At 71.9% G+C, this 19883-nt stretch carries 21 protein-coding genes; 12 read left to right on the forward strand and 9 right to left on the reverse strand.

Translation table 11 applies throughout. The features are described 5' to 3' along the window. Positions 1 to 176: 176 nt before the first annotated feature. The 4 genes from ABZX11_RS43730 to ABZX11_RS43745 all read left to right on the forward strand — a co-directional run bounded on the left by ABZX11_RS43730 (position 177) and on the right by ABZX11_RS43745 (position 3679). Positions 177 to 1100: an ACP S-malonyltransferase gene (locus ABZX11_RS43730; RefSeq protein ID WP_176172028.1), complete on the forward strand. Its 924-nt coding sequence runs from the start codon at positions 177 to 179 to the stop codon at positions 1098 to 1100. After that, on the forward strand, positions 1097 to 2080 hold the full coding sequence (locus tag ABZX11_RS43735) for a beta-ketoacyl-ACP synthase III (protein WP_176172029.1): 984 nt from the start codon (positions 1097 to 1099) through the stop codon (positions 2078 to 2080). Before ABZX11_RS43730 ends, ABZX11_RS43735 begins: the two co-directional genes overlap by 4 nt. A gap of 74 nt (positions 2081 to 2154) precedes the next feature. Continuing rightward, a complete protein-coding gene (locus ABZX11_RS43740) occupies positions 2155 to 2400 on the forward strand; it encodes an acyl carrier protein (protein WP_004559006.1) in 246 nt (81 codons plus the stop codon). Positions 2401 to 2428: 28 nt separating this feature from the next. Then, the gene (locus ABZX11_RS43745) at positions 2429 to 3679 is read left to right on the forward strand and encodes a beta-ketoacyl-[acyl-carrier-protein] synthase family protein (protein WP_176172030.1); all 1251 of its coding nucleotides are present in this window, start codon (positions 2429 to 2431) and stop codon (positions 3677 to 3679) included. A 51-nt stretch (positions 3680 to 3730) separates the two neighbouring features. On the opposite strand, the gene ABZX11_RS43750 is transcribed toward ABZX11_RS43745, so the two are convergent. Both ABZX11_RS43750 and ABZX11_RS43755 read right to left on the reverse strand, forming a co-directional pair. Then, positions 3731 to 4327, reverse strand: a complete 597-nt coding sequence (locus ABZX11_RS43750) for a hypothetical protein (RefSeq protein WP_354924551.1) — start codon at positions 4325 to 4327, stop codon at positions 3731 to 3733. Between the two features lie 32 nt (positions 4328 to 4359). After that, positions 4360 to 4863 (reverse strand): DUF3145 domain-containing protein, encoded by a 504-nt coding sequence (locus ABZX11_RS43755; protein ID WP_013223984.1) that lies wholly within the window; start codon positions 4861 to 4863, stop codon positions 4360 to 4362. A gap of 269 nt (positions 4864 to 5132) precedes the next feature. Between ABZX11_RS43755 and ABZX11_RS43760 the strand changes: the two genes are divergently transcribed. Continuing rightward, positions 5133 to 7286, forward strand: coding sequence for a hypothetical protein (locus ABZX11_RS43760; protein WP_354924553.1), 2154 nt, complete (start codon positions 5133 to 5135; stop codon positions 7284 to 7286). A gap of 4 nt (positions 7287 to 7290) precedes the next feature. On the opposite strand, the gene ABZX11_RS43765 is transcribed toward ABZX11_RS43760, so the two are convergent. Next, on the reverse strand, positions 7291 to 8679 hold the full coding sequence (locus tag ABZX11_RS43765) for an NAD(P)/FAD-dependent oxidoreductase (RefSeq protein WP_354924555.1): 1389 nt from the start codon (positions 8677 to 8679) through the stop codon (positions 7291 to 7293). A gap of 143 nt (positions 8680 to 8822) precedes the next feature. On the opposite strand from ABZX11_RS43765, the gene ABZX11_RS43770 reads away from it, so the two are divergent. Continuing rightward, positions 8823 to 9287 (forward strand): Lsr2 family protein, encoded by a 465-nt coding sequence (locus tag ABZX11_RS43770; protein ID WP_354924557.1) that lies wholly within the window; start codon positions 8823 to 8825, stop codon positions 9285 to 9287. Between the two features lie 15 nt (positions 9288 to 9302). Here ABZX11_RS43770 and ABZX11_RS43775 read toward each other — a convergent pair whose 3' ends face one another. The 5 genes from ABZX11_RS43775 to ABZX11_RS43795 all read right to left on the reverse strand — a co-directional run bounded on the left by ABZX11_RS43775 (position 9303) and on the right by ABZX11_RS43795 (position 13619). Next, entirely contained in the window at positions 9303 to 10034 is a 732-nt protein-coding gene (locus tag ABZX11_RS43775) for a lipoate--protein ligase family protein (protein WP_176172034.1), read from the reverse strand. Next, a complete protein-coding gene (locus tag ABZX11_RS43780; RefSeq protein WP_176172035.1) occupies positions 10031 to 11419 on the reverse strand; it encodes an NAD(P)(+) transhydrogenase (Re/Si-specific) subunit beta in 1389 nt (462 codons plus the stop codon). Before ABZX11_RS43780 ends, ABZX11_RS43775 begins: the two co-directional genes overlap by 4 nt. Next, positions 11416 to 11718, reverse strand: a complete 303-nt coding sequence (locus ABZX11_RS43785) for an NAD(P) transhydrogenase subunit alpha (protein WP_093952148.1) — start codon at positions 11716 to 11718, stop codon at positions 11416 to 11418. The genes ABZX11_RS43780 and ABZX11_RS43785 overlap by 4 nt, the downstream gene beginning before the upstream one ends. A gap of 5 nt (positions 11719 to 11723) precedes the next feature. Next, on the reverse strand, positions 11724 to 12836 hold the full coding sequence (locus tag ABZX11_RS43790) for a Re/Si-specific NAD(P)(+) transhydrogenase subunit alpha (protein WP_176172036.1): 1113 nt from the start codon (positions 12834 to 12836) through the stop codon (positions 11724 to 11726). A gap of 123 nt (positions 12837 to 12959) precedes the next feature. Next, the gene (locus ABZX11_RS43795) at positions 12960 to 13619 is read right to left on the reverse strand and encodes a TetR family transcriptional regulator (RefSeq protein WP_176172037.1); all 660 of its coding nucleotides are present in this window, start codon (positions 13617 to 13619) and stop codon (positions 12960 to 12962) included. A 93-nt stretch (positions 13620 to 13712) separates the two neighbouring features. On the opposite strand from ABZX11_RS43795, the gene ABZX11_RS43800 reads away from it, so the two are divergent. The 6 genes from ABZX11_RS43800 to ABZX11_RS43825 all read left to right on the forward strand — a co-directional run bounded on the left by ABZX11_RS43800 (position 13713) and on the right by ABZX11_RS43825 (position 18922). Beyond that, the gene (locus ABZX11_RS43800) at positions 13713 to 14780 is read left to right on the forward strand and encodes an FAD-binding oxidoreductase (RefSeq protein ID WP_354924560.1); all 1068 of its coding nucleotides are present in this window, start codon (positions 13713 to 13715) and stop codon (positions 14778 to 14780) included. 11 nt (positions 14781 to 14791) lie between these two features. Further along, the gene (locus tag ABZX11_RS43805) at positions 14792 to 15898 is read left to right on the forward strand and encodes an acyl-CoA desaturase (RefSeq protein WP_354924562.1); all 1107 of its coding nucleotides are present in this window, start codon (positions 14792 to 14794) and stop codon (positions 15896 to 15898) included. Between the two features lie 7 nt (positions 15899 to 15905). Continuing rightward, positions 15906 to 16106 (forward strand): hypothetical protein, encoded by a 201-nt coding sequence (locus tag ABZX11_RS43810; RefSeq protein ID WP_176172040.1) that lies wholly within the window; start codon positions 15906 to 15908, stop codon positions 16104 to 16106. Between the two features lie 425 nt (positions 16107 to 16531). Continuing rightward, positions 16532 to 17821, forward strand: a complete 1290-nt coding sequence (locus tag ABZX11_RS43815) for a sensor domain-containing protein (RefSeq protein ID WP_354924564.1) — start codon at positions 16532 to 16534, stop codon at positions 17819 to 17821. 9 nt (positions 17822 to 17830) lie between these two features. Continuing rightward, on the forward strand, positions 17831 to 18475 hold the full coding sequence (locus tag ABZX11_RS43820) for a response regulator transcription factor (RefSeq protein ID WP_354924566.1): 645 nt from the start codon (positions 17831 to 17833) through the stop codon (positions 18473 to 18475). A gap of 36 nt (positions 18476 to 18511) precedes the next feature. Next, entirely contained in the window at positions 18512 to 18922 is a 411-nt protein-coding gene (locus ABZX11_RS43825; protein WP_014466759.1) for a secondary thiamine-phosphate synthase enzyme YjbQ, read from the forward strand. Here ABZX11_RS43825 and ABZX11_RS43830 read toward each other — a convergent pair. Further along, positions 18860 to 19852 carry an ABC transporter permease gene (locus ABZX11_RS43830; protein WP_176172042.1) on the reverse strand — a complete coding sequence of 331 codons (993 nt, stop codon included), beginning with the start codon at positions 19850 to 19852 and terminating at the stop codon, positions 18860 to 18862. The genes ABZX11_RS43825 and ABZX11_RS43830 overlap by 63 nt on opposite strands. Between the last annotated feature and the right edge of the window lie 31 nt (positions 19853 to 19883).

Genomic DNA, 19883 nt, shown 5'->3' on the forward strand with positions numbered 1-19883 from the left:
CCGAGACCGCCGTCACGTGATGGACTTAACAGCGAAAGGTGATTGAACCCGACAAGGCATCCGGGTTACGCGCGAGCTTCTGCGGCGCGTCTTTGGAGGGTTCCGACAAAGACGCCGCACAGACACTGTGAACGTCGGCATCCCCGAGAAGGCACCCCGGAGTGTTGTCTTGAAGGGTGACAGCAGCAGTCCTCGCTCCCGGTCAGGGGTCCCAGGCCCCCGGCATGTTCACGCCCTGGCTCGACCTCGACGGCGCGCGCGAGCGCGTCGCGCAGTGGTCCGAGCGCGCCGGGCTCGACCTGCTCCGCCTCGGCACCGAGTCGGACGCCGACGAGATCCAGGACACCGCGATCGCCCAGCCGCTGATCGTCGCGCTGTCGCTGCTCACCTTCGAGCACCTCCAGGCCACCGCGCCGGTGCCCGCGGACGCGCCGGTCGCCGGCCACTCCGTCGGCGAGCTCGCGGCCGCCGCGATCGCCGGGGTGCTGAAGCCCGAAGACGCCGTCGCGCTCGCCGCCGTCCGCGGGGCCGAGATGGCGAAGGCGTGCGCGCTGGAACCGACGTCGATGGCCGCGGTCATGCTCGGGGACCCCGAGCAGGTCGTCGCGTGGCTGGAAGAGCAGGGCCTGACCGCGGCGAACCGCAACGGCGCCGGGCAGATCGTCGCCTCCGGTGCCGCCGACACGATCGCGAAGATCGTCGCCGAGCCCCTCGAAGGCACGAAGATCCGCGCCCTCAAGGTCGCCGGCGCGTTCCACACGCACTACATGGCGCCCGCCGAAGAGGCGATGCGCGCCCACGCCGCCGAGCTGACCCCGGCCGACCCCACCCGCCCGCTGCTGTCCAATGCGGACGGCACGGTCGTCACCAGCGGGGCCGAGTACCTGGCGCGGCTGGTCTCCCAGGTCACCCGGCCGGTCCGCTGGGACCTGACGATGGACGGCCTGGTCTCCCTCGGCGTCACCCGCACGATCGAACTCGCGCCCGCGGGCACGCTGACCGGCCTGGTCAAGCGGCAGCTCAAGGGCGTCGTCACCACTACCACCGCGCTGAAGACGCCGGCCGAGCTGGCGGCGCTGCGCCAGGAGGACGCCTCGTGACCGACCGACCCGCCCTGAGCCTCAACCCCGGCTCCCGCGGCAGCCGTGTGCTGGGCGTCGGCAGCTACCAGCCCGCGAAGATCGTCACCAACGACGACCTGTCGCAGGTCATGGACACCAACGACGAGTGGATCCAGACCCGCGTCGGGATCGTGGAGCGCCGGTTCGCCGAGAAGGACGAGCTGCTCACCGACATGGCCGTCGCCGCGGGCAAGGCCGCGCTCGAAGACGCCGGCGTCGACCCGTCCGAAGTGGACACGGTCATCCTGCCGAACTGCACCATGCCGACGCTGATCCCGAACGCCGCCGCCCAGGTGGCCGCCCGGATCGGCATCCCGGCGCCCGGCGCGTTCGACCTCAACGCCGCCTGCGCCGGGTTCTGCTACGGCCTGGGTGTCGCCTCGGACCTGATCCGGGCGGGCTCGGCGAAGAAGGTCCTGGTCATCGGCGCGGAGAAGCTCACCGACTCGGTCGACCCGACCGACCGGGCCAACGCGATCATCTTCGCCGACGGCGCGGGTGCCGCGGTGGTCGGCGCGTCCGACGAGCCGCAGATCGGCCCGGTGTCCTGGGGCAGCGCGGGCGACCTGGTCGACCTGATCTACATGCGCGACGAGAAGTACATCTACCAGGAGGGCCAGTCGGTCTTCCGGTGGGCGACCACGAAGATCGCGCCGATCGCGATGCAGGCGCTCGACGTCGCCGGGCTGAAGCCGTCCGATGTGGACGTGCTGATCCCGCACCAGGCCAACCTGCGCATCGTCGAGGCGATCGCGAAGAAGCTGCGGGCCAACGGCGCCCGCGACGACATGGTCGTCGCCGACGACATCAAGTACTCCGGCAACACCTCGTCGGCGTCCATCCCCCTCGCGCTGGACCACATGCGCAAGGCCGGGACGGCCAAGTCCGGTGACGTGGTGCTGGCGGTCGGGTTCGGCGCGGGCCTGTCCTACGCCGGGCAGGCGTTCATCTGCCCCTGATCACCGTTACGCTCCCCGCGGGCACTCGCCCGAGGGAAACAGACCCCCAGATGGACCGAGAAGGGAACTACCCCATGGCTGACAACGCTGAGATCCTCGCCGGCCTCGCCGAGATCGTCGAAGAGGTCGCCGGTGTGGCTCAGGACGACGTCACCGCCGAGAAGTCGTTCGTGGACGACCTGGACATCGACTCGCTGTCGATGGTCGAGATCGCCGTGCAGGCCGAGGACAAGTTCGGCGTCAAGATCCCGGACGACGAGCTCGCCAACCTCAAGACCGTCGGCGACGCCGTGAACTACGTGTCGGCCAACTCCAAGTAAGTCCTCTTCCCTCCTTGAGGAGACTCGAATGAGCAACTTCGACGTCGTGATCACCGGTCTCGGCGCCACCACACCGCTCGGTGGGGACGTCACGTCCACCTGGGACGGTCTGCTGGCCGGGCGGAGCGGGGTCCGGGCGATCGAGGCCGACTGGGTCGAGGAGCTGCAGCTGCCCGTCAAGATCGGTGGCCAGCTGGCCGTCGATCCCTCGGAGGTCCTCCCGCGGGTGCAGGCCCGCCGGCTGGACCGCTGCGAGCAGGTCGCGCTGATCGCGGCCCGGCAGGCGTGGGCCGACGCCGGGTACAGCGAGCCGACCGACGAGCACACCGACGTCGACCCCGACCGCCTCGGCGTGTCGATCGGCACCGGCATCGGTGGCCCGGTCACCCTGCTCACCCAGAACGACCTGTTGCACCAGCAGGGTCTCCGCAAGGTGTCGCCGCTGACCGTGCCGATGCTGATGCCGAACGGCCCGGCCGCGCACGTGGGCATCGACCTCAAGGCGCGGGCCGGGGTGCACTCCCCGGCCTCGGCCTGCGCCTCGGGCGCCGAGGGCATCGCCAGCGGCGTGGAGATGATCCGCTCCGGGCGCGCCGACGTCGTGATCGCGGGGGGCGCCGAAGCGTGCATCCACCCGATCACGCTGGCCGGGTTCGCCCAGGCCCGCACGGTGTCCACGCGCAACGAAGACCCGGAGAGCGCGTCGCGGCCGTTCGACGCCAGCCGCGACGGCTTCGTCCTCGGCGAGGGCGCCGGCGTGGTCATCCTGGAGCGCGCGGACCTGGCGAAGGCCCGTGGGGCGCGCGTCTACGCGACGCTCGCCGGGCACGGCATCACCTCGGACGCCTACCACATCACCGGCAACCACCCCGAGGGCATCGGCCAGATCGCCGCGATGCGCGCGGCGATGAAGATGGCCGGCGTGACCCCGGCGGACGTCGGGCACGTGAACGCGCACGCGACGTCCACTGTGGTCGGTGACATCGGCGAGGCGGCGGCGATCCGCAACGCGATCGGGGACCACGTGGTCGTGACGGCCCCGAAGGGCTCGCTCGGCCACCTGGTCGGCGGCGCAGGCGCGGTCGAGGGGATCATCACGATCCTCGCGCTCTACCACGGCCTGGTGCCGGCCACCCGGAACCTGACCGACCTGGACCCGCGGGTGCAGCTGGACGTCGTCGCGGGCGAGCCGCGCAAGGTCGAGCTCACCGCGGCGATCAGCAACTCGTTCGGGTTCGGCGGCCACAACACCGCGCTGCTGTTCACCCCGGCGGCCTGACCGCCCCGGAACCGACGAAGGGCCCGGCTTCGGCCGGGCCCTTCGTCCGTTTCAGCACTTTTCGTGTTCGGGCGGTGGCCCGCCGTCGACGGCGGCGACCTTCAGCGTCCTGCCGTCGACCTCCATGGGGATGACGAGCCGCCACTTGATGCACGGCTCGCGGAAGAACAGCGGGGCGTCCTCGACGCTCTGCCTGCTGGTGAACCCCACCAGGACCCGCAGCGAGTTCCCGGACGCGCGTTCGATCCGGTAGACGAGGGCGTCGCTGTCCTTTGTGGTGCGAACGCCCTTCTTCCAGTCGCTCTGCGACTGGCCGGCGGCCCGCTCGTCGGTGACCACGGCGACCCACTGCTGGTACTGCTTGCTGTTGATGGCCGCGAAGTACTTCTGCAGCACCCGGCGCACGGCGTCGCCCTGCGGGTGCCGCTTGGCGTCGTCGGTCATCCGGACGTCGTCGTCCACCGCGGACGGCGCGCCGACGGTGGAGGGCGAAGGCGTCGAGACCGCGACGGAGGTGTCGTCGACCGGCTGGTCGGGGCGGCGGTAGATTTCGCGCGCGAGCAGGCCACCGCCGACGGTCACGGACAGCACCACGACCACGACGGGCACCAGCCAGCGCTGGCGAGAGCTGGGGGCGGGGGTGGTCACGCGCCAGAGCGTACCGGCCCCCGTCCCGTGGCTCAGCCGACCTGGTGCAGCCAGGTCACCGGCGCGCCGTCGCCGGCGTGGCGGTACGGCTCGAGCGCCTCGTCCCAGCTGGCGGCCAGGAGCTCGTCCAGCTTGTGCGCGAGGGATTCGCCGCCGCGGGTCATGCTGACGAGCGCGCGCAGCTGGTCCTCGCCCACCACGATGTCGCCGTTGGCGCTGGTCCGGCCGTGCCACAGGCCGAGGCCGGGCGCGAAGCAGAACCGCTCGCCGTCGACGCCCGCACTGGGCTCTTCGGTCACCTCGAACCGAATCATCGGCCACGCCTTGAGGGCGGACGCCAGTTTGGCGCCGGTGCCCGCGGGCGCGCGCCAACCGCATTCGGCGCGAAGCTGACCCGGACTGGCCGGCTGCGCCGTCCACTTCAGGTCAACGCGGGCACCCAGGGTGCCCGAAATGGCCCACTCGACGTGCGGACACACCGCAGACGGCGACGAGTGGACGTACACCACACCTCGGGTGCTGCCACGGGTGCTCACTGCTACCTCCGCTTGCTCGACGAGGGACGTCTTCCCCTACGCCCTACTTCGAGCTGCAGCTTGGCCTCAGCGCGGCTCCCGAATGCCGCCTCCGATGCGTTGTAGCACATTCTGCACCCCAACCGTGCTGTTTGGCCACATGAACACCACAAGTCACCCGCCGCCCCACTTTCGGAGGGCAAGCGGCCGCGGCGCGCCCGTGTCGCACGGATCATTGCGCTGGGCGCGCTAGCGTGTTGACCCGGAACGACGAGCAGGGAGGACGAGCGGTGCGACTGGTGCGCCTGGAGCGGCAGCAGTCCCGGGTGGCGGACGACATCCGGGCGGCGCTGGCATCCCTGGGCCGCGGCAGCACCGTGATCGGCGGGGTGGCCCTGGTCGGTGTGGGCGGGGTGACGGACCGCCCGATCGAGGCGGTGGTGCTGCTCCCCCACGGCGTGATCATCGTGATCGGCGTGGATCTCCCGGACCCGGCCCTGCGCTTGGAGGCCCCCCTCGGAGGCCCGTGGAAGGCGGACGGCTGGCCCCTGGTCGCGGACGACGAGTCGGTGAACCCGGCCACGGAGGCACTCGACGTTTCCCAGGCTTGCGAACGGCGAATTGCCGAATTGGTCCCGGGAACGGCCCCGGTGGGGACGATCATCGCGGTGGGGCCGTACGTGGAGACGGTCGACCAGCCGGCAACGGACCTGGCCGGCCCGGTCCGGGTCCTCCACCCGACCCCGACGACGATGCTGGCGGCAACGGTATCGCTGGCCACGGCCCACCGGCCGCGGTCGGTGGACCAGGTCCGGGCGTTGATCCGCGGGCTGGCGCCGGGGGCGCCGGAGCTGTCGGACGAGGTCCTGCTGGGTGAAGGCTTCAGCCGCTTGACGGACGACGCGCCACCGGAGTCCCTTTGGGACGGACCGGCGGCGGCTCCGGCGGCGGTGCTGACGCCGGCCGGGGTGACGGCGGTGGGTGGGACGGATTGGCGGACCGAGACGCCGCTCCCGGTTCTCCCGGCAGCGGCCGAGGAAGCTTCTGCTTTTTCGGTTGCCGAGGGAGATTCGTCACCCGTTCAGGGTGAAATGGACCGCCCGGCCGGGCAAGCGGAGACGGAGCAGCCGGCACGGCCGGCCTTCCCCGGCACCGAGACAACACCTCCGGCCGCCGAACTTCCCTCGCCCGCCCAGGCGGAGCCAACCCGTCCCGCTGAATCATCGGCGGGGCCGGTCTTCCCCGGCGCTGAAGCCGAGGTTCCCGCGACCGAGGTTCTCTCGCCGACCGAGCCGGACCGCCCCGCAGAAGCGCCGGTGCTGCCCGGCGACGAGACCACTTCCCCGGCTGCCGAGCCCGAAGCCACCGAGGTGCTGGCCGCCGACTCCTCGACCAGGCCGGTCTTCCCCGGCACCGAGGGCGCGGAATCACCCCTGTCGCCTGCGTCCCCGCCTTCGAGCGGCCCGGAAACAGCTGAATCATCTGCGGCCGAGACCGAGCGCACCGAAAACCTCCGCCTTCCCGCGCCGAGCAGCGAGCAGATCGGGGCGCCTGGCGGCCCCGCCGAAGCCGGGCAAACACCTGCGGAATCCGCCGAACCCGAGGCAGGCAACTCCGGCCCCGCGGCACCGGCGAACTCGACCCGAACCGGAGCAGCCGAACCGCAGCCCACCGGACCGGGGCCTGCCGAAGCCGCGCCGACCAAAACCGGGCCAGCCCAGCCCGCCGAAATCGGGCCAACCAGCACCCCAGCCGACCAACCCGAGCCACCGCAAACCGCGATTCCCCCGCTGCCTTCCCCCCAGCCCTTCCCCCGCCCGCGCCCCGCTCCTGACCCCACCACCCCGGCCTCGCGCACCGTCCGCTGGCTCCCCCTCGCCGCCATCGGGGGGCTTGTCCTGCTCGTCGTGGCCGCCATTGCCGTCGCCACCACCGGGGATGGCACCGCCGCCGCGCCCGCTCCGCCCAAGACCAGCGTCGTACAGCCGACTCCCGCCACCACGCCCGTCCGGAGCCTCCGGTTCGACCTCCGCGCCGCCGGTGGGGATCAGCGGTGCGCGTCGCACGCCTTCGGGGATGCCCAGGCCAGCCTGCAGCAGACCAGCTGCTCCGGCGTCAAGCGGGCCAGCTACGCCGCCACTGTCGATGGGCGGGTGGCCGCCGTCACCGTCGGGATCGTCGAGTTCCCCGATGCCGCCCAGGCCGCCGCCTTCAAGGGCGTTGCCGACACCCCCGGCGGGGGCGGCGTCCTCGACCTCGCCGCCGAGACCGGCCAGTGGGGCGCCACCCCGGCCCCGCGCTTCGAGAACGCCGCCTACGCCAGCAAGCTCGACGGCTCCTCCGTCCGGCTCGTGCAGGCCGTCTGGGCGCCGGGACCGTCCACTCCGGACGACCCCGGCCTGGTCAGGGCGGCCAAGGCCGCCCTCGACCTGCCCGCCCAGTGACCCCTCAGAGCCCGTACGCCTCCAGCAGCCGCAGCCAGACCTCGCTGATCGTCGGGAACGACGGCACCGCGTGCCACAGCCGGTCCAGCGGCACCTCGCCGACGATCGCGATCGTCGCCGAGTGCAGCAGTTCCGAGACGTCCTGGCCGACGAACGTCACACCCAGGAGGACGTTCCGCTCGGTGTCGACCACCATCCGGGCTTTGCCGGTGTAGCCGTCCGCGTGCAGGGACGAGCCCGCCACCGCGATGTCGATGTCGACGACGCGGTCCGCCGAGTCCGGCCGCGCGTCCGCCAGGCCGACCGCCGCGACCTCCGGGTCGGTGAACACCACCTGCGGCACCGCGTGGTGGTCGGCCGTGGCCGTGAACGGGCTCCACGCCTCCGAGGACACCGGTTTGCCCGCGGCCAGCGCCGCCACCGTGTCCCCCGCCGCGCGGGCGCCGTACTTGCCCTGGTGGGTCAGCGGGGCCCGGCCCGTGACGTCGCCCGCCGCGAACAGCCAGCCACCGTCCACTGCGGACACGCGGCCGGTGTCGTCCACCTCCAGGGGCTGCCCCGGCTCGATGCCGAAGCGCTCGAGCCCGGCGGTCGCCGGGCGGCGGCCGGTCGCCACCAGGAACTCGTCGACGACGAGCGCCGAACCGTCCTTCAGCGTCAGCTCGGTCCCGAACTGCCCGGCGGCCACCTGCGAAACACCCGACTCCGTGTGCACGACGACACCCGCCTCACGCAGCCCCGCCAGCACGAGGTCACCCGCGAACGACGCGGTGCGCGGCAGCGGCCGCGGGCCGCTGATCACCAGGTGGACCTCCGAACCGAGCGACGCGAACGCCTGCGCCATCTCGACGCCGACCACGCCGCCGCCGAGGACGCCGAGCCGGGCCGGCACCGAAGACGCCGACGTCGCTTCCCGCGAACCCCACGGCCGGATCGAGTCCAGCCCCGGGATCGGCGGCGTACTCGGCACGCTGCCCGTGCAGACGATCACCGCGTGCCGCGCGGTCAGCACGCGGTCGCCGCCGACGGTCACCTCCCGCTCGCCGGTGAGCTCGCCGTGCCCGCGGATCGGCTCGATGCCCGCGCCGCGGGCCCAGTCGACCTGTCCCGAGTCGTCGCCCTTGCCGGTGAACCAGTCACGCCGCGCGAACACCGCCGCCGGGTCGATCCGGTCGCCGACCGGCACGCCCGGCACCCGCTTCGCGGCGGCGAGGAGATTTCCGGGCCGCAGCAACGCCTTGCTCGGGATGCAGGCCCAGTAGGAGCACTCGCCGCCGAAGCGTTCGTGCTCGACGAGGGCGACCTTCAGGCCTCCGCGGGCCGCTCGTTCGGCGGCCACCTCCCCCACCGGACCCGCGCCGATCACCACTACGTCAAAAGTCTCTCCAGCCATGGGGTTCAGCGCACACCACCACGCGGGATCGCGCAAGCCAGCGGCTATCCTCCGTCAGGAAGTCGCAAGTTGTCGGCGGCACCGGGTGCCGTCGGGCCCGGTGCGCGCGAACACATCACACGTTCGAAGCACGGGAGGTTGTCGTGGCCAGGAACACGGCTGTGCAGGTGCTGGATGATCTGACCGGCGAGCCCGCGGCGGAGACCGTCGGGTTCGGGCTGGACGGCATCGACTACGACATCGACCTCTCCGTCGCCAACGCCGAGGCGCTGCGGGCGCTCCTGCAGCGCTACGCCGACGCCGGCCGGCGCACCGGCGGCCGCAAGAACCGGCCGCGGACCGTCCCCGGCGCGCAGAAGACACCGCCGAAGCCGGCCACCAGCACGGCCGCGCCCACCAAGGCAGCACCCACCAAGGCAGCACCCACCAAGGCAGCGCCCGCGAAGACTGCGCCCGCCAAAGCGGCCCCCGCCGAGGCGAAGGCCGCCACCACGGTCAAGCCGGCCCGCGCGAAGGCCGAGCCCACCAAGAAGGCCGCGGAGCCGAAGACCACCACCCGCGCGGCCGCGCGCAAGGTGCCGACCGTCACGTTCTCCGCGGCCGAATAAGTCCACAACAGACAGTCAGGCCGCACGCTGAGCGCCGTCGGCGTGCCAGGACGGGTAGTGGTAGCGGGTGTGCAGCAACGCCCGCTGCCGCGCCAGCTCGGCCGCCGACGGCGGGCGGGGCACCAGCGTCCCGAGCAGCTGCGACGCCGCCGCCCGCACCGCGGCCTCGACCGCCGGGAAGCCGGGGCGCAGCCCGTGCTCGGCCAGCGACGCCACCGGGCTGCGGTGGGAGTCGAGCGGCCGCGGGTCCGGCGGCGCGCTGGTCAGGTAGCGGCCGACCAACCCGGCCGACGTCTCGACCAGCAGCGTCGAGTGGGCCAGCAGACCGGTCTTCGTGCGGAACACGGCGAACCCGCACAGCTTCGCGTCGCCGACGAACAGCCCGCGGTCACCGATCCGCGGCACCAGCCCGAGCTGGTCGACTGCGGCGCTCATCACCTGGCCGAGCGCCTCCAGGGGCCGGTCGGCCGGGCCGGGCAGGACCAGGGTGACGTTCAGGTTGCCGGGGTCGTGGAACACCGTGCCGCCGCCGCTGGCCCGCCGCAGCACCGGGACGCCGTCGCGGGCGCACTCCTCGATCCGCACCTCGCGGGCGATCCGCTGCCCGCGCCCCACCACGACGCAAACCGGGTTGCGCCAGAGCCACAGCACGGGTGACTCGGGCGCAACCCGGAGGAGCGCTTCGTCGAAAGCGAGATTCTCGGCCGGATCCGTGAACGCCGCACGAACATCCGACCCGGTCGTCATAGCGCCTTGAGTTCCTCCACGATCTCGCCCACCGACGACTTGGCGTCCCCGAAGAGCATGCTGGTCTTCGGATCGTAGAACAGGTCGTTGTCGATGCCCGCGAAGCCCGAGGCCATCCCGCGTTTCAAGACGATCACGGACCGGCTCTCGTTGACCTTCAGGATCGGCATCCCGTAGATCGGCGAGCTCGGGTCGGTCTGCGCGGCCGGGTTCGTGACGTCGTTCGCGCCGATCACCAGCGCGACGTCGGTCTGGGCGAACTCGGAGTTGATCTCGTCCATCTCCTTGAGCTGCTCGTACGGCACGTCGGCCTCGGCGAGCAGCACGTTCATGTGCCCGGGCATCCGGCCGGCCACCGGGTGGATCGCGTACGCGACCGTGATGCCCTTCTTCTCCAGCAGCTTCGCCATCTCGCGGACGGTGTGCTGCGCCTGCGCCACGGCCATGCCGTACCCCGGCACGACGACGACCTTGCTGGCGTAGGCCATCTGGATCGCGGTGTCGGCCGCGCTGGTCGAGCGAACCGGCCGGGCTTCCTTCGTACCGCCGCCGGCCGCCACCGCGGGACCGCCGCCGAAGCCGCCCGCGACGATGGCCGGGATGGACCGGTTCATCGCCTTGGCCATCAGGTTGGTCAGGATCGAGCCGGACGCGCCGACGATCATGCCGGCCACGATCAGCGCGGTGTTGTCCAGCGCCAGGCCCATCGCCGCCGCCGAAAGCCCGGTGAAGGCGTTGAGCAGCGAAATCACCACCGGCATGTCCGCGCCGCCGATCGGCAGCACGACCGTGAGCCCGAGGACGCCCGCCGCGACCAGCAGCCCGATGATCAGCAGCTCGCTGTCGTTGCCGGCGACGATGAGCACCGCGCACACGACCGCGACCGCCAGGAGCAGCAGGTTGACCGGCTGCTGGAGCTTGCCCAGGGTGATCGGGCGCCCGCTGATCAGCTCCTGGAGCTTGCCGAACGCGACGTTCGAGCCCCAGAAGGAGATGGACCCGATGATCGCGGCGAACAGCGACGCGATGGCGATGTACACCGGCTCGTGGGCGTAGCCGTCGGTGGAGTTGAACTCGACCCAGGCGATGAGCGCGACCGCGCCGCCGCCGACGCCGTTGAACAGCGCCACCATCTGCGGCATCGCGGTCATCTTGACCTTGCGCGCCGACGGGACGCCGACGACCACGCCGATCCCGACGCCGAGCGCGATGAGGACCCAGTTGCCCATCCCCGGCGTGAGCAGGGTGGCGACGACGGCGATGCCCATGCCGACCGCGGCGATCCAGTTGCCGCGGACGGCGGTGCGCGGGCCGGTCAGGCCCATCAGGCCGTAGATGAAGAGGGCGAAGGCGATGATGTAGAGGATCGCGATGAAGTCGGTCACTTCTCGTCCTCCTCGCCGGCGACGGGCTTCTTCGCCTTGAACATCGACAGCATCCGGTCGGTGACCAGGAACCCGCCGACGACGTTGATGGTGCCGAAGGCGATGGCGATCACCAGCAGGATCTTGTTGAACACGCCGTCGACGCCGAGGCCGAGCACGACCAGCCCGCCCAGCAGCACGATGCCGTGGATGGCGTTCGTGCCGGACATGAGCGGGGTGTGCAGGGTGTTGGGCACCTTCGAGATGACGGCGAAACCGACGAACCCGGCGAGCACCAGCACCGCGAGGTTCTGCACCAACGGACTCACGACGCGCTCCCTTCGCGCCCGGCCACGCAGGCACCGGCGACGATTTCGTCCTCGAAGTTCAGCTCCAGCGCGCCTTCCTTCGTCACGAGCAGCTCCAGCAGCTCGACGACGTTGCGCGCGTACAGCTCACTGGCGTGCGACGGCATTTCGGCGGGCAGGTTCAGCGGGGACGAGATGGTGACGTCGTGCTCCACGACGTCCTCGCCCGGCTTGGTCAGCTCGCAGTTGCCGCCGCTCTCGCCGGCGAGGTCGACGACGACCGATCCGGCAGGCATGCCCTTGACGGCGTCCGCGGTGACCAGCGTCGGCGCCTTGCGGCCCGGGACCAGCGCGGTGGTGATCACGACGTCGAACTTCGTGATGGCCTCGGTGAGCCGCCGCTGCTGCTCCTCGCGCTCCTCGGCCGTCAGCTCGCGGGCGTACCCGCCTTCGCCGACCGCCTCGATGCCGAGGTCGAGGAACTGCGCGCCGAGCGACTTGACCTGCTCGCCGACCTCGGGCCGGACGTCGTAGCCGGTGGTCTGCGCGCCGAGCCGTTTCGCCGTGGCGAGCGCCTGCAGGCCCGCGACACCGGCGCCGAGCACCAGCACCTTGGCCGGCGGGACGGTGCCGGCCGCGGTGGTGAGCATCGGGAAGAACCGCGGGAGCTTCTGCGCCGCCAGCAGCACGGCGCGGTAACCGCCGATGCTGGCCTGCGACGACAGCGCGTCCATCGCCTGCGCCCGGGAGATCCGCGGGATCGCCTCCATCGCGAAGGCACGCAAGCCCGCTTCTTCGAGCTTCGCGATCCCCTCCGGGTTGCCGCGCGGATCGAGGAAGCCGACGAGCACGGTGCCCCGGCTCAGTTTCGCGACTTCCGCGGCCGAAGGCGGGTTGACCTTCACGACGATCGGCGCGCTCCAGGCGTCCCCGAGCTCGGCACCCGCTTGGGTGTACGCGTCGTCACTCAGGTGCGCACCGGCGCCGGCACCCGGCTCGACGACGACGCGCAGCCCGCGCTGCGCCAGCCGCCCGACGAGCTTGGGCACCACGGCCACCCGCCGCTCCCCGTGGCGTGATTCGGTCACCACACCCACGGTGAGCTGCTGACTCTGTTCGCTGTCGGTCACACGACCTCCTCATCGGCGAGGCACGATCCGAGGGTTGTACCACGTCGGACCGACAGTCCCCAGTGACGTGGGTCGCAAGTCTCGCGGTTGTGCCAGAAGATACGAGTGACGGCGAGGAAACGTTCAGCTGCTTTTCCAGTGCGGGACGCCGAGCAGGACCAAACGCAGCCGCTTTTCCGCCGTTCCGGTGATTTTCGGGTCCTGACCTGGGCGGGCTTCCAGCAGTTCGACAATGGTCGTCAGCATCACGGAAACGATCAAGTCGGCCAGCATGTGCAGGTCTTCGGTGCTCCACTCGCGCAGCTTCGGGAACCGCGCGAGGTCGATCGCGAGATCACCGGAAAACAGCCGCAGTTCGACGCCGATCGCCTCGGCGAGCGAGCCGCCGGCGTACCGCTCGCGGGTGAGGAACCGGAAATGGTCCTCGTGGGCCCGGACGAATTGGTGCAGCGTCGCCACCGACGCGCTGATCATCCCCTGGTAGCTCTCCCGGTCCGCGCGGGCGGAGCGGATCATGCCGCGCAGCGTGCGCGTCGCCTCTTCGACGAGCGCGACGCCGAGGTCCTCCATCGAGGCGAAGTGCCGGTAGAACGCCGTCGGGACGAGGCCGGCGCCCTTCGCGACCTCGCGCAGGGAGAGCGTGGCGAACGGCCGGTCGGCCAGCAGCTCCAGGGCAGTGTCCAGCAGTGCCTGGCGCGTGCGCAGTTTGCGCTCCTGGCGGCTCACCGGCGTCAGTGGTTCGGACACGTCTTCCAGCGTACGGGTGTCCACCGCGTTGCTCACGTCACATCCTCGGGGTCTCGCGTTGACAGCGTGTCCACTCCTGCAGTGCACTATTGAGTGTACAGCCGTTCACTGTAATCGAGGAGGTCCCCGATGACGGCGCTCATCCCCCGGCGGGTGCGCGGCCTCGCCTCGCTGGCCGAGGCGCTGCTGACGCCGCACGGGATGGACCGGTACCTGGAGCTCGTCGACCCGATGCTGGTCCGCCGCGAGATCCGCGGGCTGGTCACGGCGGTGCGCAAGCAGACGCCGGACACCGTCACGCTCACCGTCCGGCCGAGCCGCGCGTGGCCCGGCTTCACCGCCGGCCAGTACGTCCGCGTGCAGGTCGAGATCGACGGCGTCCGGCGCACGCGCTGCTATTCGCCGTGCGGTTCGCAGCACGACGGCGAGCTGGAGTTCACGGTCAAGGAACAGGGCCTGGTCTCCGGGCACCTGAACCGCGCGATCGGTGTCGGCTCGGTCGTCAACCTGTCCACTCCGGACGGTGCGTTCACGCTGCCTGCCACCCGGCCGGACCGCGTGCTGCTGATCGCGGGCGGCAGCGGGATCACGCCGGTGCTCGCGATGGCACGCACCCTGGTCGACGAGGGTCACCCCGGCGAAATCGTGTTCGTGCAGTACTCGAACGGCCCGGCCGACGCGCTGTACCGCACCGAACTGGCCGAGCTCGCCGCCCGGCACCCCGGGCTGCGGGTCGTGCACGCCTACACCCACACCGAGGGCGGTGACCTGAACGGGTTCTTCACGCCGGAGCACCTGGCGCGGGTCGCGCCGTGGTTCCGCGACGCGGAGACGTTCGTCTGCGGCCCCAAGCCGCTGATGGACGCCGTCCGCGAGGAGCTGGGTGAACGCGTGCACACCGAAGAGTTCACGCCGCCGGCGTTGACCTTCGACACGGCGGACGCCGAGGGCCGGGTGCGGTTCCGCCGCAGCGGCCGGGAGTGCGCCAATTCGGGGAAGCCGTTGCTGGAGCAGGCCGAGGAGGCCGGGCTCTCGCCGGAGCACGGCTGCCGGATGGGCATCTGCTTCTCCTGCACCCAGCTGAAGACCGCCGGGCGCGTCCGCAACGCGCGCACCGGCGAGGTGTCCGGCGACGAAGACGAAGAAATCCAGCTCTGCATCTCCGTCCCGGTCGGGGACGTCGAGATCGACGCTTAGGGAGAACTGCCATGACCGGTCTGCAGGACCGCCTGACCCCGGAACAGGTCGAGGAGTTCGGCCGCGAGCTCGACGCGCTGCGGCAGCGGATCGTCGACGACCTCGGCCAGGAAGACGTCGACTACATCCACACCATCATCAAGACCCAGCGCGGCCTGGAGGTCGCCGGGCGGGCGCTGCTGTTCGCCGGCTTCTTCCCGCCGGCGTGGCTGGCCGGCGTCGGCGCGCTGTCGCTGGCCAAGATCCTGGACAACATGGAGATCGGCCACAACGTCATGCACGGCCAGTACGACTGGACGCGCGACCCGGCGCTGAGCTCGCAGCGGTTCGAGTGGGACACGGTGGCGCCGGCGGAGAACTGGCGGCACTCCCACAACTACATCCACCACACGTACACGAACATCGTCGACAAGGACCGCGACGTCGGCTACGGCATCCTGCGGATGGACACCGCCCAGAAGTGGCACCCGTACTACCTGGGCAACCCGGTGTACGCGACGCTGCTGGCGATCTTCTTCCAGTGGGGCGTGATGCTGCACGACCTCGAGGTCGAGAACGTCGTCAAGGGCACCCGGAGCTGGGCGGACAACGTGCCGGTGCTGCGGCGGATCGCGCGGAAGGCGTCGCGGCAGATCGGCAAGGACTACGTGCTGTTCCCGCTGCTGACCGGCCCGCTGGCCCCGCTGACGTTCCTCGGCAACGCGACGGCGAACCTGACCCGCAACCTGTGGGCGTTCGCGATCATCTTCTGCGGCCACTTCCCGGCGGACGTGGAGAGCTTCACGGAGGAGGAGACCGCGTCCGAGTCACGCGGCCAGTGGTACCTGCGCCAGATCCTGGGTTCGGCGAACATCACGGGCGGCCCGCTGTTCCACATCCTGAGCGGCAACCTGTCCCACCAGATCGAGCACCACCTGTTCCCGGACATCCCGGCGCGCCGCTACCCGCAGATCGCCGGCGAGGTGCGGGAGATCTGCGAGAAGTACGGACTGCCGTACCACACGGGCCCGCTGCGGAAGCAGCTCTGGTCGGTGGCGAAGAAGATCGTGAAGCTGGCCCTGCCCGCCCCGCAGTCCCCGGCTACCGTGGAACCCGACCGGCAGCTCCGAGCAGCGTGAGGGTGACATGGTGGGCCAGTTCGAGCGAGAGAAGGACACCCTGCAGGTGATCACCGAATCAGCGGCGACGCACGTCGGCAACATAGCGTCGATCATCACGGGAGCGATCCGCGACGTCGCCCGGGAGACGGGCGAGTGGCTCACGGACGTGATCGAGATGCGGGAAGCGGCCCAGCGCGCCCGCGAGGACGACCCGGACGCCCTCTGAGCTCTGAACGGGTCATCCACAGGCTTTCCGGGTTGTGGATGACCCGTTCCACGCGGGCAGCGCGGGCGCCGGAACTGTCGGTGCCCGCCGGTAGCGTGGAAGACGGGGGGCGCCCCCGCGGGCCGGAGCTGCCGACGACCGGCGCGATCCCCGCGTGCGCAGCCGGATGAGACGAGGTTCGGGGCATCGCCGACCTCGAGCGGGCGACGAGCGGGCCGGGCGGGCGGGCCACGCTCGGGCTGCGAGCGCGCCAGGCTCGGGCTGCAAGCAAGCAAGCCAGGCTGCTGGCTGCGAGCCAGGCTAGGGATGCCGCTGATCACCATCATCAGGTTGGCCGTCCCCGACCGCCAGCCGATCCGGCCGGCGCGCGGCCACCCGGCGGCCTCACGCCCGGCCTCCCCGGCCCCGACTCGGGGGAAAACCGGATGGGCCCCCCGCCCGCCCCACGCGAAACTGAATCCGTGACCAGCCCCCACCCGCTCCGCCGCCTCCTGGGCCCCGTCTCCGCGCGGGACTTCTGCGCCGAATACCTCTGGCTCTGCCTCGCCGGCCCGCTCACCGCGTTCTCGCTCTTCACCTTCCTCGCCGTCCTCGCGCTCGGCCTCTGGCTCACCCCCGTCCTGCTCGGGTTCCTCGTCCTCGCCGGCGCCGTCTTCTACGCCCGCGGGCTCGGCGCCGCCCACCGCCGGCTCGCGAGAGCCCTTCTCGGCGTCAGCGTGCCCGCTCCCGGGCGGCCCGAACTCAAGCCCGGGCTGTGGAGCTGGGTCAAGGCGCGCGTCGGCGATGCCGCCGGCTGGCGCGCCGCCGGGTACCTCCTCCTGCGCCTCCCCCTCGCCTTCGTCGGCCTGTTCACCGTCACGAGCGCGACCGTCTACGGCCTCGCCGCCACCACCTTCTCCCTCTTCTGGTTCCCGCTCGGCGAACACGACCTGCCTTCCTTCGGCATCCGCGCCGACCACTGGCCCGGCGCGCTCGCCTGGTCCGCGTCCGGCCTCCTGGTGCTCGTCGCCCTCCCGTGGGTCACGCACGCCTTCGTCTCGCTCGACCGGCTGCTGGTCGTCGGCCTGCTCGGCACGCGGGAGCTGTCCGCACGCGTCCGCGACCTCGAAGCCAGCCGGGCCACCGCGGTCGAGGACGCCGACCTGCGGCTGCGGCGCATCGAACGCGACCTCCACGACGGTGCGCAGGCCCAGCTCGTCGCCCTCGCGATGAAGCTCGGGCTGGCCAAGGACGAACTGGAGCACGCCGATCTCCCCCAGGTGCAGCAGCTGGTCACCGCGGCACACGCCAACGCCAAGCAGGCGCTGACCGAGCTGCGCGACCTCGCCCGCGGCATCCACCCTCCCGCCCTCGACGCCGGCCTCGACGTCGCCCTCGCCACGCTCGTCGCGACGTCCGGGATCGACGCGCGGGTCGCGGTCGACCTGCCGCGCCGCCCGCCGCCGTCGCTGGAGACGATCGTCTACTTCAGCGCCGCCGAGCTGCTCACGAACGCCGCGAAACACGGTGGGACGACCCTGGTCGAAGTCACCGAAGAGCAGGACGTCCTGCAGCTGCGGGTGCGCGACAGCGGCCCCGGCGGCGCGCGGACGGTGCCGGGCGGCGGCCTGGCCGGCGTCGCCGAGCGGCTGCGGACGGTCGACGGCGAGCTCACCGTCTCCAGCCCGCCGGGTGGTCCGACCGAAGTCTCCGCGCGGGTGCCGTTGCCCCGCTAGGGTCGCGGCATGCGGATCGTCATCGCGGAGGACTCCACCATCCTGCGCCAGGGTCTCGTCGAGCTGCTGACCTTCCGCGGCCACGAGGTCGTCGCCGCGGTGAAGGACGCCGGCACCCTGCGCGAAGCGGTCGGCGACCACACCCCCGACGTGTCCATAGTGGACATCCGGATGCCGCCGACGCACACCGACGAGGGCCTGCGGGCGGCGATCGCGCTGCGCCGCGAGCTCCCCGGCTGCGCGATCCTGCTGTTCTCGCAGTACGTCGAGACGAAGTACGCGGCCCAGCTGCTGGCCGACCGCGCGGGCGGCGTCGGCTACCTGCTCAAGGATCGCGTCGCCGAGGTCTCCGACTTCCTCGACGCCCTGCGCCGGGTCGCGGACGGCGAAACCGTCCTGGACCCCGAGGTCGTCAGCCAGCTGTTCTCGGCGACGCGCCGGACGGACGCGCTCGGCGGGCTCACCCCGCGGGAGCGCGAAGTACTGGGCCTGATGGCGGAAGGCCGGTCGAACTCCGCGATCGCGACCGGGCTGTTCCTGTCACCGGGCTCGGTGGAGAAGTACGTGACGTCGATCTTCGGCAAGCTCGGCCTGCCACCCTCCGAGGGTGACAACCGCCGGGTGCTCGCCGTGCTGCGCTACCTCGAATCCTGAACCCGCGGAGAGCCCGCGGCTCCCTAGGCTGGGCCCATGTACTCCACCGAGATCGAGGTCCGCACCGGCTCCGAAGCCGTCGTCCACGACCTCACCCACGAAGCCGAGGCCTTCCTGCGCGACGCCGACGCGACCGACGGGCTGCTGCACGTCTGGGTCCCGCACGCCACCGCCGGGCTGGCCATCCTGGAGACCGGCGCCGGCAGCGACGAAGACCTGCTGACCGCCCTCGACGAGCTGCTCCCCCGCGACGGCCGCTGGCGGCACCGGCACGGGAGCCCGGGTCACGGCCGTGACCACGTGCTCCCGGCGCTGGTGCCGCCGTACGCGACGGTCCCGGTGCTCGGCGGCGTCCTGGCGCTCGGCACCTGGCAGTCGATCTGCCTAGTGGACACCAACCTCGACAACCCCGTCCGCAAGGTGCGGTTCAGCCTCCTGGCGGGCTGACCGGGCCGGCCAGAGCGCCACCGCCAGGCCCGCGGCCAGCAGCGCGCCGAGCACCCACAGCGCGGTCGTCACGTCGGGCGCGTCCGGCACGCCCTGCAGCAGGCTGCGCAGGCCTTCGGTGGAGAACCGGAACGGCGTCCACGACCACAGCAGCGCGCGGTAGGCCGGGTTCAGCAGCTCCGGCACCTGCCCGGCCACCGCGGGCGCGACCAGGTACAGCGGGGCCAGCACGGCCATCGCGCGCAGGCCCAGCAGGCGCAGCAAGCCGGCCTGCAGCGCCGCGAACGCCGTGGCGGCGAGGAAGACGAAGCCGAGGACGTCCGCGGTCAGCGGCAGCGTCGAGTCCCACAGCGCGAAGAAGCCGGCCACCACCCCCGTGATCAGCACACCGGCCCCGGCGACCTGCAGGAACCGGGCGGCCGCCCCGACCGTGCGGCCGGACCGCTTCGCGAGCTGGATCAGCCCGAGCCCGGCGACGAGCGCGCCGATCCACGCCAGTGCGCTCGCGGCCAGGGGCGCGACCCGGCCCGCGAGGCTCACCGGGTGCAGGACCTCCTGCTCGGGCGGGCCGGCCAGCGCGGTCGCGGCGCCGGTCAGCGCCTGCTGCGCGACCTGGGTGCCCGCCGGGTTGACCGCGCCCGACGTCACGACGGTGGCGGACGGTCCCGGCCCGAGTTCGAGCACGCCGTAGACCTTCTTGTCCTCCAGCAGCTGCCGCGCTTCGGCCGGCGGCGCGACGGTCCAGGCGAGCTGGCCGCCGCCGTGCGCGGCGATGCGCTGCGCGATCTCCGGCGGGGCGGCGACGGCCACCGGGACGCCGTCGGGCGCGACGGTGGCCTGCGCGCCGAAGGTGAGGAATCCGAGCACCACCGCCACCAGCGCGCCGGCCAGGGCGGCGACCAGGGCGAGCGCCCCTGCGGGACGGGTCATCACTGCCTCCACTTATTCGTCACTCGTTGAA

This window comes from Amycolatopsis sp. NPDC004169 (assembly GCF_040610315.1).
In the GTDB taxonomy this organism is placed as follows: Bacteria; Actinomycetota; Actinomycetes; order Mycobacteriales; family Pseudonocardiaceae; genus Amycolatopsis.

Coding starts and splice junctions, on each gene's coding strand:
- ABZX11_RS43740 (WP_004559006.1), top strand. CDS start 2,155: ATGGCTGACAACGCTGAGATCCTCGCCGGCCTCGCCGAGATCGTCGAA.
- ABZX11_RS43745 (WP_176172030.1), top strand. CDS start 2,429: ATGAGCAACTTCGACGTCGTGATCACCGGTCTCGGCGCCACCACACCG.
- ABZX11_RS43765 (WP_354924555.1), bottom strand. CDS start 8,679: ATGGCTGGAGAGACTTTTGACGTAGTGGTGATCGGCGCGGGTCCGGTG.
- ABZX11_RS43775 (WP_176172034.1), bottom strand. CDS start 10,034: ATGACGACCGGGTCGGATGTTCGTGCGGCGTTCACGGATCCGGCCGAG.
- ABZX11_RS43800 (WP_354924560.1), top strand. CDS start 13,713: ATGACGGCGCTCATCCCCCGGCGGGTGCGCGGCCTCGCCTCGCTGGCC.
- ABZX11_RS43805 (WP_354924562.1), top strand. CDS start 14,792: ATGACCGGTCTGCAGGACCGCCTGACCCCGGAACAGGTCGAGGAGTTC.
- ABZX11_RS43810 (WP_176172040.1), top strand. CDS start 15,906: ATGGTGGGCCAGTTCGAGCGAGAGAAGGACACCCTGCAGGTGATCACC.
- ABZX11_RS43815 (WP_354924564.1), top strand. CDS start 16,532: ATGGGCCCCCCGCCCGCCCCACGCGAAACTGAATCCGTGACCAGCCCC.
- ABZX11_RS43820 (WP_354924566.1), top strand. CDS start 17,831: ATGCGGATCGTCATCGCGGAGGACTCCACCATCCTGCGCCAGGGTCTC.
- ABZX11_RS43825 (WP_014466759.1), top strand. CDS start 18,512: ATGTACTCCACCGAGATCGAGGTCCGCACCGGCTCCGAAGCCGTCGTC.
- ABZX11_RS43830 (WP_176172042.1), bottom strand. CDS start 19,852: ATGACCCGTCCCGCAGGGGCGCTCGCCCTGGTCGCCGCCCTGGCCGGC.